Origin of the sequence: Roseomonas sp. CCTCC AB2023176, from assembly GCF_042259275.1 — a bacterium.
Taxonomy (GTDB): Bacteria; Pseudomonadota; Alphaproteobacteria; order Acetobacterales; family Acetobacteraceae; genus Roseomonas.
Map to the genome: position 1 here is coordinate 21,556 of NZ_CP170087.1, position 14,272 is coordinate 35,827.

Sequence of the window (14,272 nt, forward strand, 5' to 3'; positions counted from 1 at the left end):
GCTACACGGCCGCGCATTCCGTTAGGTCTGGCCGATCGTGCTATACGAAATTCCTTTGAAAAAGCTCCGGGTCGCGACCCCGGCCGCATAAGGACAAGCTACCGACCGAGATCATTTCAACCTGTCAAGAAGGCGCTTTGCCTCCAGGAGGTCGTAGGTTTCGAAGCCTTCGGTGAAGCGTCCATATACGGTGGCAAGATCGGAATAGGCTTGGCTGATTCGCCCGCGACCATGGTCAAGCCTCAGAAGGCTCATAGCGGCGCGCAGTTCCCACGAAAGCGCCCCCTGCTGGCGCGCGCAGTCCAAGGACCGCTCAAGGCAGTCCTCGGCAGAAGCTTCGCTGTCGGCGCCACGCCTCATGAGGGCGATCTCGCCTTTAATGCGAAGGAGCTCAGCAAGGTTCCAGCGCTCGCTCAGCCGGTCACAAATTTCCAGAGCACGGTCGATCGCCTCGATCGCCTCGTCGACCTCGCCTGCGCGACCAGCCGCATAAGCATACTCGCCAAGAAACCAGGTATAGTGCGCCTGGTACGAATGGTAGGGAATGTTCCTCAACGTAGTCTTGAGCAGATCTGCTGCGGCCACGAAGCTTTCTTTGCGAGACAGGAGACTGCCTCGCCAGCATTGACACATCAGACCAAATTGTCCCGTGGGATTGGAAGCAGTATACTTCGTCAACAAATTCAAATTGTCTTCTGCCGCGTCGATATTTCCAGACAGTATGTCGACCTTAATCATTGTGTAGGATAACCCAAAAATGACCGATAAATCGTGGTCGGCTTCTCTGGCATAGTCGAGGCATGATTGTGCCACTTTTCCGGCCTGATCAGGCTTACCTAGCATCCAGAGCGTCATCGAAAGAATAGTCGCTAGGATCGTTCGCTGATCGAATTGAAAGCGGATTAGATCAAGCTGTATGTTCACATCCCTGTATGCAGCAAGGGCAGTGGCGCACCGCTTGCGTGCAGCTTCCAGCCGCCCTGAGTACTGATCCGTCATCGCGAGCATACGAGCGCTGAGCTGGGTGTAGGCAGGGTCGGCCAACGTCTCCGAGACCTCGTCGAACCTCTCCGCATAGGAGTTGGCAGACGTCAGATCACCCGCGTTGAAGGCGCTGGTCCACAGACCCTTGAGGGCTCGCAACTTGTAATCGACAGCACCCAAAGACTCGGCGATCTCGAGCGCCCTGGTCCAAGCTGTGAAAACCTCAAGATCGCGGTGGAGCGTGTACATCAGAGCGCCACCGAGTTCGGCCCATAGCTGCATAGCGCGACGCCCCGCACCAAGTTCGTCGGGTTGTAGGTGAGCAAGCGCTGCCGTCACGCGGGAACGACATTCATGATGCAACGACGTTAGTAAGAACAGCGGAGCCGCCGCGATGGTCAGATTCACACCAAGTTCAACATCGCCCTCAAGAGAGAATGCCCAGTCGAGCGATGTGCGCACATTGTCGATCTGACGCCCATACTCGGCCAGCCATTCTACCAAAGGCCAGACTTTCAGCTGCTGCGCCGCTCCTTCTAGAAGCTGCAGAAGATACCCCGCATGTTGCCGAAAGATCTTGGGAGCTTCGCCACTTTCGTTCAATCGTTCCTGAGCGTAGGCTCGCGTGGAATCGAGCAGCCGGTAACGCACGACATCTTCGGTGTCTATCATCGTAAGAAGTGATGCCGCGACTAATGTTATAACTTGGTTCTCGATTTCGGCGTCGTCGACCGCGGTGCAGCGTGCAACCGCACATGCCGCATCCAGCGTGAAATCGCCGGCAAGCAGCGCTAGTCGGCCCAGCACAATTCTGGCCGGCCAGTCCAACAGTCCGTAGCTCCAATCGAAGGTTGCACGCAAAGTCTGGTGGCGTGGCACGGCGGTCCGGTAACCGCGCGTCAGCAATCGAAAGCGATCGCCCAGCCGCGCCGCGACTCCGCGCACGCCAAGGCTCTCCACACGGGAAGCCGCCAATTCAATGGCCAGTGGAATGCCGTCCAGGCGCCTGCAAATCTCACCGACAATCGGAGCATCGCTATCCGTCAACTCGAAGGAAGCGGACATAGCCGACACTCGCTGAACAAACAGCTGGACCGCCGAAAACTTCAACGCAACTTTCGCCGTGGTAGCGCTGGCTTCGGGTGGCACCTCCAGCGACGATAGTCGCCAGATGTTTTCACCTTCTACGCGTAGAGCCTCGCGGCTGGTCGCCAGGATGTGGACGTTGGGCGCGTTCCTGAAGATCTGCTCTGCCAGCGTTGCGGCACCATCGATGACGTGCTCGCAATTGTCGAATACCAGCAATATGCGCTTGTCTCGGAGCACCGTCAGCAGATGCGGGATTGGCTCGAGGGAGCTGACAGGAGTGCCGAGCACCAGGGCGAGCGCGGTCGGCATTAAAGTTGGATCGCTGATTGTCGCGAGGTCGAGCAGCCAGACACCGTCGGCGCCGAAGGACCGCAACCCGGCCGCTACTGACAACGCCACGGTCGTCTTGCCGATCCCCCCAGGTCCGACGATAGTTACGAACCGTGACTCTACCAACTTCGCGGTAAGCGCCGCGACAGTCTCATCCCGGCCGACAGTCTTCCGGACCAGCATCGGGAGATTGTCCGTTGCAGTCGCGTGGATGGTCGGGCGCGCTGCGCCGGGTTTCTGAGCGGTCCGCAGCACCGGCCCGACCAGGCTGTAACCGCGTCCGGGCAGAGTGATGATGAAGCGGCGGTCGGCCTGCCCGTCACGAAGCGCCCTACGCAGTGCAGCGACATGAACCCGCAAGTTACTCTCATCAACGAAGATACTTGGCCAAGTCTTAGCGATGAGCTCGCGCTTGCCGATGGGCGTGCCCGCCCGCTCCGCCAAAGCGACCAAGATGTCGAAGGCACGACCTCCGAGCGCGACTGGAGATCCCTCCTCCAGCAGCAAGCGTTGCGCGGGCAGTAGTCGGAAGGGCCCGAAGGCGAACTCGTCATCACGCGCGACAGGATCGGCTTCAGATGATGCCTGGCGCTGTCCATTCATCAGAAGATCTTCCAGCGTAGATGCACAGCCCGCCCTTGTCTCCTTTCGACGAGACAGACCGCACATGAGAAGGCTACCTTCATAGCGAACGGTCTCATTACGGCCTGATCAATGGACAGCCGCCCTCTACCATCGGTAGCCATGCTTGATCCTCCGGCGTTGTGGCCACGAGGCGCAACGTATCGATCCCCTGTCTTATCTCGCCAGGTGGCTTGGCCTGAAGCAAATGCACCGGGAAAATTGCCCGTCCATCCGGACGAACGGTGCCCGATCCGAATGCGTCATCATCGACCGCAAGCTCTTTCATGCGGGCGACTACGGCAGCACCATCCGCCTTCGCCCTGGCTGGGCCTAGTGCCGCGACGGCTTTCAGGTAATGAATCGCTCCAGAGTAGCAACCTGCTTGCACGGCATTAGGTGGCTGACGCTGAGGCATGCGATCAATTACACGCCAACTGAAAGCCCGCGTCCTGTCATTCAGATCCCAGTAAAATGCCGACGTCAGGAACAGGCCTTGCGCAACCTCCGGACCGATAGCGGCCACGTCATTGGCATTGGCTGCTAACGCCACCAACCTAACCGTTGGGCCAAGTCTAAACTCGTGCGCCTGCTTGACGCCGTTGATCGTGTCATCGCCGCCGACCGTGAAGCAGATGACGTCTGCCCTGCTTGATCGCGCCTGAAGCAGATACGACGAAAAATCGGAAGTTCCGGGGAATGGGTACTCGACCCGGCCCACGACCGTGCCGCCGTTAGCCCTGACGAACCGCGACGCATCCCGCTCCAGCTGCCGACCGAAAACGTAATTGCCCGTCAGAAAGAACCACCTTGTACCACCCAGGCGCACGACCTGAGTCGCTGTGGAGCGGGACAGCATATAGGTGTCAAAGGTCCACTGGACCGTGTTCGGGCTGCATTGAGCCCCCGAGAGGTCCGGCGACCCCGACCCAGAGCAGATCATCACCTTGTTCCTGGCGCGCACGACATCCGAGACGGCGAGGGCAACCGACGAAATCGGAACGTCTAGGATCAGGTCAACATCTGCCAAGTCGATCCATCGTCGTGCGATGCTGACGCCTACATCGGGTCTGTTTTGATGATCCGCCGCCACTAACGCGACCGAGAACGACGGATGACTGAACTCGGCAAGAGCCTGCTGCGCACAGACCACCGAACCCGGCCCGCTCCCGTCTCGCGTTGGACCGGACTGATCGTTGAGCACACCGATCCGAATGACCGGAGCCTGACCATATGCGCGAACGGCCGGCGCGGCCAACCCGGCAGCTGATCCCAGGAGCATGCGACGCGCCAAGATCATCTGCTCGTTCTCCTGACCAAGCGTGAATGACGGCCACCGTGCTTCCGCTAGTCTGTTAAGGGTAGCAGTTCCCTGTCGCTCACCTCTACACAGGAGTAGCTTGACAAGGATTTTTGAGACGGCCGTCAGGGCGGGTTCGTCGTGGGACCGACCCTAGCCGGCTGGATGCGCGTAGATGACGTACTCGGCAATAGCCGTCAGCGTCCGGCGCATGTAGAGCAAGACTTGCTCGTTCCCAAGCCGCGCGCCGTGGCGCGCCGCAATCCAGCCAGGGTCGTTGTAAGCCAGCCAGGTGCTGCCTTCGTCATCCACCCACACGACGGCCCGCAGAGGCAGGTCGATTCCTGTCGTCGGCTTCGACTGCATCAGCGTCGTACTCGACAGCACGTTGCCAAAGATCAATACCTGCAACGGCCGCAACTCCAGCCCAGCCTCGGAGGCGGCTTGGCCGTGGTCGATCTGAGCAAAGATTTTCATCCCTTGCGCCAAGATTGCATTCCGCATGCGCTGGATCGTTTCCTGCATGCCGTGGCTGCTCACCCACGGCGTCAGCCCATCGATGTCCATGTTCAGGCTCCTCCAGCAGCGAGATTAAATCGCGGAACATGCTGAGTGACGACGGAGAACTTTGCAGAAGCAGGATCGCCAGCGAGTCCAGTGGCGTCGCCTCCGAATAGAAGATGTTATGTGCTCGATCATGACGTCGCGGTGCTTAAACCTCCTCGCCTATACGTGACGAGGGACGTGGGCCTCGACTATCTCTACCACGACTGAGCCGCCCTGATTGCTGAGGTTGGCGTAACCCACTCGTTGAGTAGACTCGTGGATCACTTGCATGCATCCTGGACGAGCCGTTCGGATACATCCCAGAGCTTGGTAGCATTGGCAGGATCGAGCGCGTATGCGGCGTAACCGCCGGTGAAGTCGGTCGGACGCTTTGCCACTTGCTCCGCTTCATTGCAGTCCTCAAAGTAGCGGCCGCCAATGCTCCTCAACAGAGGTGACGTTGCTAGCAGCACCGACGTTGCTGCGCCTTGTTCAGGCGTCTTGCGGCGTTCGACGGGAGTCTTGAGTCCACCGGTGTGCTTCTGAAGCCCGGTCGCAATCGCGCCGGGATTTAGGGCGTTGGAAGTTATACCATAATCGGACCATCTCTGAGTTATCCCTACGGAGAGCAGCGCTGTCGCCGACTTCGACTGCCCATAAGCGCCAATAGGGGTGTAGGGCACAAAGTCAAAATTAAGGTCATCGAACATAACGGGCGAGAAAAGATGCCCGCTTGAGCTGACCGACACGACTCGCGCACCGCATGCTTCTGCGAGAAAGCGATGCATCGAAAGCAACAACGCAAAATGACCGAGATAATTGGTGCCGAATTGAAGCTCGAAGCCCTGAGGTGTTCGCTCAAACTCCGGGACGGCCATAACGCCGGCGTTGTTGATCAGAATATGGAGTGGGCCCGACCAGTCATCAACGAAAGCGCGCACCGAGCGGAGATCTGCTAGGTCAAGGAGCCGTACGGCGATCGCCGGATTGCCGGTCGCCTGTCGCAACCGGTCGGCCACCGGTTCCGCTGCGCTCGGATTTCGCACCGCCAGCGTGACTTCCGCGCCCGTGCTTGCCAGCACGCGAGCTGTTGCTAAGCCGATCCCGGCCGCACCGCCCGTGATAATGACCCGCTTGCCGGTGAGATCAACTCCGCGAGCGACCTCTGTGGCCGTTGACAAGAAGCCGAATGGGGTAATGAGACGCTGCATGACATCCTCATCGGGTGGTAAGCCGTGGCCACGAGGCAGCATTGGACCAACCACCCAGTTCTCTCCAGAAGAACGGAGGCGCTGATGAAAATCTCTGATGACAACATCCCGAAGTCGAGCCAACCACGACGGGACTGGGCAAGGATTTGGCCGGCAGCACCCTTGACCAGATAAATCGCGTATCCTCTGGCTCGCTAGGTAGCGGACGACCATGCTCCATGCTTTCTTATCCACAGCGTATTTTCCCAAAACGGACGTTCGGGCGGACCGGTTTCTGGCCGCTTTCGCACCTGGCCTTGGTTTCTTAGCCCAGTAGCACGAACCTGAGATGGACCAGGGCTATTCGAGATAATTTCTCTACTATGACGCTGAGTATGATCCTGCCATGGTGTTGGTATCACTCCGAAGAACCATTTGCGGCTGCGTTCGCAGTGGTTGGCGATCGGGGCTACATCCCTCATCAACCTGCGCCGTGAACCAGGTGTTTGTGGCCGCTTTCGAGCAAGGTCTCGGCTCGCTGCCATTTCACGATTAGGACGGCCGCCTGTAGCTAGGGTCAGGACCCATGAAGGTTTGCTGTGAGGACGCTGGTCGTGATTCACCCCGGCCATGGGCAGCGGGTGCGGGATGGACGATCTCTTCTGGCTGGATGATGCGCAGATGGAGCGGCTGGCGCCGTTCTTCCCGAAGTCGCGTGGCCGCGCCCGGGTCGACGACCGCCGCGTCCTGAGCGGCATCGTCTTCGTCAACCGAAACGGGCTGCGCTGGCGCGACGCGCCGGCTGCCTACGGTCCGCCCAAGACCCTCTACAACCGCTGGGTCCGCTGGAGCCGCATGGGGGTCTTCGCACGGATGCTCGTGACGTTGGCCGACGCTGACGGGGACATCAGCACGGTCATGATCGACGCGACGCATCTGAAGGCGCATCGCACGGCCTCGTCCCTGCACCGTCAAAAAGGGGGCGCAGCCGCCTCATCGGACGCACCAAGGGCGGCTTGAACTCGAAGCTGCACGCGGTGACCGACGCGAGAGGTCGCCCGATCCGCCTCTTCCTGACCGCAGGCCAGACCTCGGACTACATCGGCGCGAGGGCGCTGCTGTCGTCGATCCCCGGAGCCGGAACGCTGCTGGCCGACCGCGGCTACGACGCCGATTGGTTCCGCGACGCCCTGAACGCACGCGGCACCACTCCCTGCATTCCCTCCAGAAAGGCGCGCAAGGTCGCCATCCCGCACGACAAGGCCCTCTACCGCCAGCGCCACCGCATCGAGAACACCTTCGGCCGCCTCAAGGACTGGCGCCGTATCGCAACCCGCTACGACCGCTGCCCCGACCTCTTCCTCTCGGCTTGCTCCCTCGCCGCGGTCACCCTGTTCTGGTCGTGAGTCCTGACCCTAGCGCGAACGCGATCTGCTCCTCCGTGTACCGGCTCTTCCGCATCGGCAGGCCTCCTCCTGGGTCAGGGATCCTGGCGGAAAACTCTCGGAATGGGCGGGCCAGTTCTCGGGTTTAGGGTCACGTCGGCGGGCACAGCGATTCATCTCTGCTGTGCTCAGCGGGTGCACTCGGCGAGCCAGGGAACCGATTCGCCGATGTCGAAAGCCCAAACGTGAGTTGTATCACCATAACCGGATCATGAGGCATGCCATCGAAATACTGATCGCGGTTTACCCGCCCTTCGCTATCGGCCCGCCGTCGGACGGTGGCCATCTGACCGCCGACCATACCCTATCGGCTTCGTGAGCCCATCGTTGAACGAGGGCTTCTTCCGAAGCCAATCTGACCGCGCGGTTCGTCACTCCCCCAGCCAACGCGTGACTTAATCCCCCCGTTGGTAGCCCGCGCGAAACTGGCGGGCCGGCGAGACCTCCTCGCCGGCCCGTCCCTTTGATCGATGTGAGAGTAGTTCGGGATCACAAGAGGGAGACCGCCGCTCCGTCTCTGCCAGCATGACGACGTTCGGCGTTCGGCGTTCGGCGTTCGGCGTTCGGCGTTCGGCGTTCGGCGTTCGGCGAAGATCGATCCCGATGGTGACGTGCTGGGAAGCCTACCCCGCTTCCGAAATCGCGCGTTCACGAGGCGTGGCTCGCTTTTACAGGAAACTTCCGGACTCCGCCGTGTGATCATGTGAATGGACATCAGAGGGGACACGAGGCGTGCAAACCGGAACACCTCGCGCGCGGCGGCAGCGTCAAGGGTGGCACGGCTTACCGTTCGTCCGTGCCTTCGCTCTCTGGGGATGTACGACGCGAAAATCGCCAAGGCTTCCCGTATCGATAGCGGGTCTCGACGGGCCTCCGGCCACCATGTCCGAGAGGTCGGCGGACATTAGTCTGATCATGTGCCCAAACGAACTAAGGGTCGGTGATCAGTATTCGCCTGGTAGTTCGATGCCGAGAGAAATGTCGTTCACTCGCATCGTCTCTGCTGAAGCTGGACCGGCTACGCGCCAAGGGCCCTGCTGCGCCGAGATACGCAACTCACGGCGACCGACATGCCGGCTCGTATGAAGCCCGGGACCGGATCCCGCGGCATGGCTCAGCCAGGGCCGGAGCGGCCGGGCGGCGTACGTCGACGGACGGTGTTTCAGCGCTTCGTCACGCTGACGGCGCTGCTGGCGACCATGGAGGCTCACCTGCAACCAAGACCATCGATGGGAGGGGAGACCATGCAGGACGGATTGCTCGTCGTAGCGAGCGCACACGACGTTGCCGCATCGCTGGACCGGATCGCGGAGGTCGCGGCGGAAGCGGGCTTTAGACCCGTGGTCCGCGTGGACCACGCCCTCTCTGCGGCCGAGGTCGGCATGCAGCTCCGCCCGACGGTCCTCTTGCTCCTCGCGAACCCGCAGGGCGGGACGCCGCTGATGCGATGCGACCAGCGCGTCGGGATCGAGCTGCCCCTCCGCGTTCTCGCTTGGGAGGACGAGACCGGGCAAGTCAAAGTCGCCATCGGAGATCCATCCGGCCTGGAGCAGCGCTTCGAGCTGGGCGACATCTGCGGTGAGCCGCTTGCGCGGCTACGCGCGATCACTGGCCGGCTGCTCGATTCCGTCCGGCGACCATAGCGCACCAGCAGGGGCGTTGTGCCGCGCGCCCGAGACGACGCCCGGCGCTCCTCCTGCCCGGCGACAGGCGACGCTGTTATCCTCGCTGTCGCTGGTCATTCACACGACCAGTCCCGCGATCCCGAGAGCGCGGGGCCCGCTCCGATCCCAAAATGAGGGCGGCAAGATGGATGGAGTGCCATGGGATCGTTGCAGGACAGGACGGCCGTGATCACGGGCGGGACGAGCGGGATCGGCCTCGCCATCGTTCGCCGCTTCGCCGCGGAGGGCGCGCAGGTTATCGTCACCGGCCGGCGCCAGGCCGAACTCGATGCAGCCGTGAAGGCAATCCGATCGGGCGCCATCGGGGTTCGGGCGAATTCTGCCGATCTCTCCGACCTCGACCGGCTCATTGACCGGGTGGGGCAACTGGCACGGCCGATCAGCGTGCTCGTCGCGAATGCCGGTGGCGGCTCGTTCCTCGCGCTGGGGGAGATTACACCGGAGCAGTACGAGGATACCTTCGGACGCAACGTAAAGGGTGGATTCACGCGGTCGTCGCAACACCGAAAAGGAGGGTGGCATGGCGGGACGGCGGCGGTCGGATCGGTGTTCGCGGGCCAAGTTGAGGTCGCCGGGGCGACCGGGGGTTGCATCGCGGGAGGAACGGCGGCGGTTCTGGGCGTTGATCTTGACAGGGATGTCGAGCGAGGACGCGGCGATGGGAGTGGGCGTATCGCAGCCGGTCGGGTCGCGATGGTTCCGGGTCTCTGGAGGGATGGCGCCGTCGCACCTGGCGCGGTCCGCGAAGCCCCTCTCCGGGCGGTATCTCTCGTTTGCTGAGCGGGAGGAGATCGCGCTGCTGCGGGTGAAAGGGTTGGCGGTGCGGGAGGTCGCGCGGCGTCTCGGGCGGGCGCCATCGACGATCTCGCGGGAGCTGCGGCGGAACGCGGCGACGCGGGGCGGCAACCTCGACTACCGGGCGACAACGGCGCAGTGGCATGCGGAGCGTGCGGCGCGTCGGCCGAAAGTCGCCAGATTGGCCGCGAACCCCGCGCTGCGGTGCTACGTTCAGGAGCGGCTCGCCCGTCTCGTCAGCCGGACCAGTGGTGAGACCATGACCGGACCTGCGGTGCGCTGGAGGAAGCGGCGACATGGACGGCGGCAGCACCGCCGATGGGGTCGGGCCTGGAGCCCGCAGCAGATCGCGGAGCGTCTGAAGCTCGATCACCCGGACGATGGAGCCATGCGCATCAGCCACGAGGCGGTCTACCAGGCACTCTACATCCAGGGCCGTGGCGCGCTGAAGCGCGAGCTGACCCAATGCCTGCGGACGGGACGGGCGTTGCGGGTGCCGCGAGCCCGCGCACCCGGACGAGGCAAATCGTTCGTGACGCCGGAGGTGCTGATCGCAGAGCGTCCAGCCGAGGCGGAGGACAGGGCCGTACCCGGGCACTGGGAAGGAGACCTCATCCTCGGCCTGAACCGCTCTGCGATCGGCACCCTCGTCGAGCGGACGACGCGGTTGACGATGCTGCTGCACCTGCCGCCGATGGAAGGTCACGGGACCGTGCTAAGGGAGAGGGGTGGACCTGCACTCGCGGGGCACGGCGCCGAGGCGGTGCGCGACGCGATCACGCGTACGATCACCACCCTGCCGGTGCAGCTGCGACGATCGCTCACCTGGGACCAGGGGTCGGAGATGGCCCAGCATGTCCAGCTCCGTGTCGACACGGAGCTGCAGGTCTACTTCTGCGACCCGCACAGTCCTTGGCAGAGGGGGACGAACGAGAACACCAACGGGCTGCTGCGGCAGTACTTCCCGAAGGGCACGGACCTGAGCGAGTGGAGCGCCGATGACCTCTCGGCCGTTGCCGCCACGCTCAACGGGAGGCCACGCAAGACGCTCGGCTGGAGAACGCCAGCCGAGGCGCTCGACGCCGTGCTGAGGTCCGTTCAGGATGGCGTTGCGACGACAGGTTGAGTCCGGGAAGGGCGTGCTCTTCACTGTGCAGAAGGCGCTCCCGTTGCTGGCCCCCGCGCCTCGGTTATCCTCATCGGCTCGACGGCGGCGTACGGCGGCACGGCGAGCTTCAGCGTCTATGCCGCGTCCAAGGCGGCTATCAGAGCCTTCGCCCGGACCTGGATCCTGGACCTGAAGGCGCGTGGCGTGCGCATCAACGTGCTCGCCCCCGGCCCGACGCGGACACCGGGGCTTGCCGCGCTCGCTGGTCCGGATCGCGCCATGCAGGAGCGACTTTTAGCAGGCATGGCCGCGGAGGTTCCCCTTGGGCGCATCGGGGAACCCGAGGAAGTAGCCGCGGCGGCGCTCTTCCTCGCCTCAGACGAATTGCGCTTCGTCACGGGCACCGAGCTGTTCGTGGATGGCGGGACGGCCCAGGTCTGATCACGCACCGAGGCCGCCATGCATTGCCGCTGCTCCTGAACGCCCAGCGCTTCGATGGCCCGTTCGGCGCGTTCCAGAGCGTGTCCCATGGAGCCGCGCGAGGTCGGCACGGGCAGTCCTTACTGTCCGGCCACGATGCCCGCGCGCCCGCCGAAGGCGCCGCGGGGGCCGGAGCCCGCCCGAGCTGGTTCCCCGCACCGACGGGGTCACCGGCCCGGGAAGCGGGTCCAGGAACGCTCCGACTCGCCACCGGGTGACGCAGCCACCAATCTCGCGGCGGGATGTCCGCCGTCACGGCCTGCTGGACGCGCCCTCACGGCCCGGTCCATGGCGGACATGCTGCTCTTCGACGCTGCGGGTCAAGCGGCGGCCGCGGGAGTGCGCGGCTGACCGGGAAGCCCGTGCCACGCATCGCCGGTGAGCGCAGCCCTGTAAAGGGGCGAGACGCATCCCAAGCGGGCCGGCAGGAGCCGACGATCGCGCCTCCATACCCCGGTCCGGCCACCGTTCGGTCCTCCTGCCCCTGGTGCGGCCGCGCCGGAGCCCACCGGGCGCCTCAGCGGTGGTCGCGCTGGGCCACCCGCCACCGGGCGGGAGAGGTGCCAGTCTGCTTCTTGAAGACCGTGGAGAAATGCGCCTGGGTCTGGAACCCCACCGCTAAAGCGATTTGAACGATCGCCGTTTCGCCGTCGGCAAGCATGGATTTAGCGCGCTCGATCCGCTGCTCCGCGACGTAGTCATGAGGTCGAGAGCCGGTGGCGACCCGGAACTGGGCGGCGAAGTAGGAGCGCGACAGGCCCGCCACCCCCGCTAGGTCCGCCAGGGTGATCGGGCCGTCCAGGCTCGCCTCGATATGCTCCTGCACTCGACGAAGGCGCCATTTTGGCAGCGCGCCCACTCCGTTCGCGGGATTGCTGAGCAGCGCCACGCGCAGCAGCACCGTCCGGGCGACGCTCTCTGCGTAATTGGGATCGCAGCCATGGGCTTCCTCGGCCAAGCTGCGTGCGAGGTGCCCTGCCACGTCGTCGCGCAGGACGGCACTGGAGAAGCGACCCTCCCCACCAGACGTCTCGATCCGGTCCACGTGGTCGTTTGCAACGTAGAGATGGATGAAGTCGCAGGGGCCCTGCACCTCGGCCTCCACCGTTTCAGCCGGCCCCGTCACGTACACGGTACCAGGGCCCATCAGGCCATCGAAGATTTCGACGGAGTCGCTGGTGACCCGCACCCGACTCCGGCGCAGCGCGACGCCGATAACGTGTCGGTCGGAGGGGTTCACCACCGCATAGCGGCGCCGCGCCGGGTCATCATCCAGCCAGCGGGAGGCGAGGACGGGGTCGCGGCGGTGCTGCTCGCATCTGGGCTCCACCGGCCGCCGCCAGTTCAGCTCGCGCGGCGCGCCATTCGGCGGTGCTGGGTCGGCGCGAACGGCCGGGATGACGCTGAGGGTCGTCGCCTTGTGAAGCATTTGAATCTCCGCCTGCGATCTGGCGACCCGCCCTGGCTGCCGGGGCCGCGGTCCGATGCGTCGGAGGTACTGCGCAGATGCTCCCGACTCACGTGGCACGTTGAGAAGCGCCGTGAAAGGTTGTGAAGGACGCGTCAACGGACGACGATCCCGCATCTCAAGGAGTCGCTCCTGGACGCTCATGGAGCGTGTCGGCGTGGCGACCTCCCGATCGGCCGCGGGTCCCGTCAGGGCGACCATCCCCCGCCGGCCGACCTGCGCGGAGGGCGATGGCCAGTGCCGGGCCGAGCGGCACGAGCAGGCAGGCGAAGCCGAAGATCCGAAATCCGGTGGCGCCTGAGCCGGCGCCCATTACGAAGCCCGCCACGACCGGCCCGCCGACTCCCAGACACCGCATCGCCGCGGCCCGGTCGCCGCCGCCGCCGCGTGCGGTTTCCATCGCGTCCACTACCAAACCTGCGGAGTTCATGTTCACGGCGGTGCTCGTCGGAAGGACCGGCAGGGCTTCTCGCACCGTCGCGTTCTGGCATCCCATGGCCGAAACGCCGACCATACCCGCGAGGATCGCCCCGGGTGAATCAGCATGTAGGACCGGGGACGCGGCCGTCGCGCAGACGAAGAACAGCAGGATCAGGGCGGCCTCGCCGAGCAGTCCCACCCGCAGCACACCCATCCCGTGCCGCGCAGCTATGCCCAGCTGAAGGTGTGTCACGACGTCGGCCGTTAAGAAGAGAGGGAGGGCGAGCAATCTCGCGCCGCCGGCGTGCGGCTCGTCCCCCGCCAGCGTCACGCCGAGCAGGACGACGTTGCCCGGCAAATGCGCGACGAAGAGGCCGAGCAGGCCGACGAAGGCCGCGGCGTCGCAGAACCCCGCTGCGAAGGCGAGGGTCGTGTGCCGCGCCGTGACGCTTCCGTCGGCAGGAACTGGTTGGATCGGGGGATTGCCGGCTTCCCGGAGCGCCACCCGGCTCGATAGGCTGGCGCGAAGCCGCTCGTGGCTGGCGGGGGCTCGACGCCGTGGCATCCCCGGATGTTTGCCAGTGGCCCCGCCCGATTAGCCTCGCATCTCAGGGGCGGTCAGGTGTTGGGCGATCAACCAGGCCTGCACCTCCTTCTTGCGCACGACCGCGCCGACCAGCAGGTCATCCGTCCCGTCATCGCCTCGCTCGCCCGCCTCGCGGGCCAGGGGCCGGGCCTCCTCTAGAATCATCTCATGGGCGTCCACGAAACGGCGAAGCTGGTGTATCACCGCATCCCGCCCGCGGCGCGC

Annotated in this window: 11 protein-coding genes and 1 pseudogene; 5 read left to right on the forward strand and 7 right to left on the reverse strand. The window is 64.1% G+C overall.

What is annotated here, in order from left to right; genetic code table 11:
- Positions 1–111 precede the first annotated feature (111 nt).
- The 4 genes from ACE7GA_RS26490 to ACE7GA_RS26505 form a co-directional block, all read right to left on the reverse strand.
- Positions 112–3,006, reverse strand: coding sequence for a winged helix-turn-helix domain-containing protein (locus ACE7GA_RS26490; protein ID WP_376100840.1), 2,895 nt, complete (start codon positions 3,004–3,006; stop codon positions 112–114).
- 97 nt (positions 3,007–3,103) lie between these two features.
- Positions 3,104–4,324, reverse strand: a complete 1,221-nt coding sequence (locus ACE7GA_RS26495) for an ABC transporter substrate-binding protein (RefSeq protein ID WP_376100842.1) — start codon at positions 4,322–4,324, stop codon at positions 3,104–3,106.
- Between the two features lie 153 nt (positions 4,325–4,477).
- Positions 4,478–4,891: a DUF302 domain-containing protein gene (locus ACE7GA_RS26500; protein ID WP_376100844.1), complete on the reverse strand. Its 414-nt coding sequence runs from the start codon at positions 4,889–4,891 to the stop codon at positions 4,478–4,480.
- 260 nt (positions 4,892–5,151) lie between these two features.
- Entirely contained in the window at positions 5,152–6,081 is a 930-nt protein-coding gene (locus tag ACE7GA_RS26505; RefSeq protein ID WP_376100846.1) for an SDR family NAD(P)-dependent oxidoreductase, read from the reverse strand.
- A 627-nt stretch (positions 6,082–6,708) separates the two neighbouring features.
- On the opposite strand from ACE7GA_RS26505, the gene ACE7GA_RS26510 reads away from it, so the two are divergent.
- The 5 genes and pseudogenes from ACE7GA_RS26510 to ACE7GA_RS26530 form a co-directional block, all read left to right on the forward strand.
- Positions 6,709–7,466 (forward strand): IS5 family transposase gene (locus ACE7GA_RS26510; protein WP_376100848.1). Its coding sequence is split into 2 segments (ribosomal slippage): positions 6,709–7,045 and positions 7,045–7,466, totalling 759 coding nucleotides; the frame shifts between segments, so codons are not numbered across the junction.
- A 1,148-nt stretch (positions 7,467–8,614) separates the two neighbouring features.
- Positions 8,615–9,148 (forward strand): DUF302 domain-containing protein, encoded by a 534-nt coding sequence (locus ACE7GA_RS26515; RefSeq protein ID WP_376100850.1) that lies wholly within the window; start codon positions 8,615–8,617, stop codon positions 9,146–9,148.
- Positions 9,149–9,328: 180 nt separating this feature from the next.
- The gene (locus ACE7GA_RS26520) at positions 9,329–9,970 is read left to right on the forward strand and encodes an SDR family NAD(P)-dependent oxidoreductase (RefSeq protein ID WP_376100852.1); all 642 of its coding nucleotides are present in this window, start codon (positions 9,329–9,331) and stop codon (positions 9,968–9,970) included.
- A complete protein-coding gene (locus tag ACE7GA_RS26525; RefSeq protein ID WP_376100854.1) occupies positions 9,906–11,111 on the forward strand; it encodes an IS30 family transposase in 1,206 nt (401 codons plus the stop codon). The genes ACE7GA_RS26520 and ACE7GA_RS26525 overlap by 65 nt, the downstream gene beginning before the upstream one ends.
- 7 nt (positions 11,112–11,118) lie before the next feature.
- A pseudogene (locus tag ACE7GA_RS26530) lies at positions 11,119–11,534 on the forward strand (SDR family oxidoreductase); the annotation flags it as partial.
- A 556-nt stretch (positions 11,535–12,090) separates the two neighbouring features.
- Here the strand turns inward: ACE7GA_RS26530 and ACE7GA_RS26535 are convergent.
- From ACE7GA_RS26535 to ACE7GA_RS26545, 3 genes are all read right to left on the reverse strand, one after another.
- Positions 12,091–13,002 carry a helix-turn-helix domain-containing protein gene (locus ACE7GA_RS26535; RefSeq protein WP_376100856.1) on the reverse strand — a complete coding sequence of 304 codons (912 nt, stop codon included), beginning with the start codon at positions 13,000–13,002 and terminating at the stop codon, positions 12,091–12,093.
- Between the two features lie 157 nt (positions 13,003–13,159).
- Complete coding sequence (locus ACE7GA_RS26540; RefSeq protein ID WP_376100858.1) at positions 13,160–14,026, reverse strand: YoaK family protein; 867 nt, start codon at positions 14,024–14,026, stop codon at positions 13,160–13,162.
- Between the two features lie 30 nt (positions 14,027–14,056).
- Positions 14,057–14,212, reverse strand: a complete 156-nt coding sequence (locus ACE7GA_RS26545; RefSeq protein ID WP_376100860.1) for a hypothetical protein — start codon at positions 14,210–14,212, stop codon at positions 14,057–14,059.
- Positions 14,213–14,272: the final 60 nt, after the last annotated feature.

What these genes read in the sequence shown, in the direction of transcription:
- ACE7GA_RS26490 (WP_376100840.1), bottom strand. Translation starts at nt 3,006, where the DNA reads ATGAATGGACAGCGCCAGGCATCATCTGAAGCCGATCCTGTCGCGCGT.
- ACE7GA_RS26495 (WP_376100842.1), bottom strand. Translation starts at nt 4,324, where the DNA reads ATGATCTTGGCGCGTCGCATGCTCCTGGGATCAGCTGCCGGGTTGGCC.
- ACE7GA_RS26500 (WP_376100844.1), bottom strand. Translation starts at nt 4,891, where the DNA reads ATGGACATCGATGGGCTGACGCCGTGGGTGAGCAGCCACGGCATGCAG.
- ACE7GA_RS26505 (WP_376100846.1), bottom strand. Translation starts at nt 6,081, where the DNA reads ATGCAGCGTCTCATTACCCCATTCGGCTTCTTGTCAACGGCCACAGAG.
- ACE7GA_RS26515 (WP_376100850.1), top strand. Translation starts at nt 8,615, where the DNA reads ATGGCTCAGCCAGGGCCGGAGCGGCCGGGCGGCGTACGTCGACGGACG.
- ACE7GA_RS26520 (WP_376100852.1), top strand. Translation starts at nt 9,329, where the DNA reads ATGGGATCGTTGCAGGACAGGACGGCCGTGATCACGGGCGGGACGAGC.
- ACE7GA_RS26525 (WP_376100854.1), top strand. Translation starts at nt 9,906, where the DNA reads ATGGCGCCGTCGCACCTGGCGCGGTCCGCGAAGCCCCTCTCCGGGCGG.
- ACE7GA_RS26535 (WP_376100856.1), bottom strand. Translation starts at nt 13,002, where the DNA reads ATGCTTCACAAGGCGACGACCCTCAGCGTCATCCCGGCCGTTCGCGCC.
- ACE7GA_RS26540 (WP_376100858.1), bottom strand. Translation starts at nt 14,026, where the DNA reads ATGCCACGGCGTCGAGCCCCCGCCAGCCACGAGCGGCTTCGCGCCAGC.
- ACE7GA_RS26545 (WP_376100860.1), bottom strand. Translation starts at nt 14,212, where the DNA reads ATGATTCTAGAGGAGGCCCGGCCCCTGGCCCGCGAGGCGGGCGAGCGA.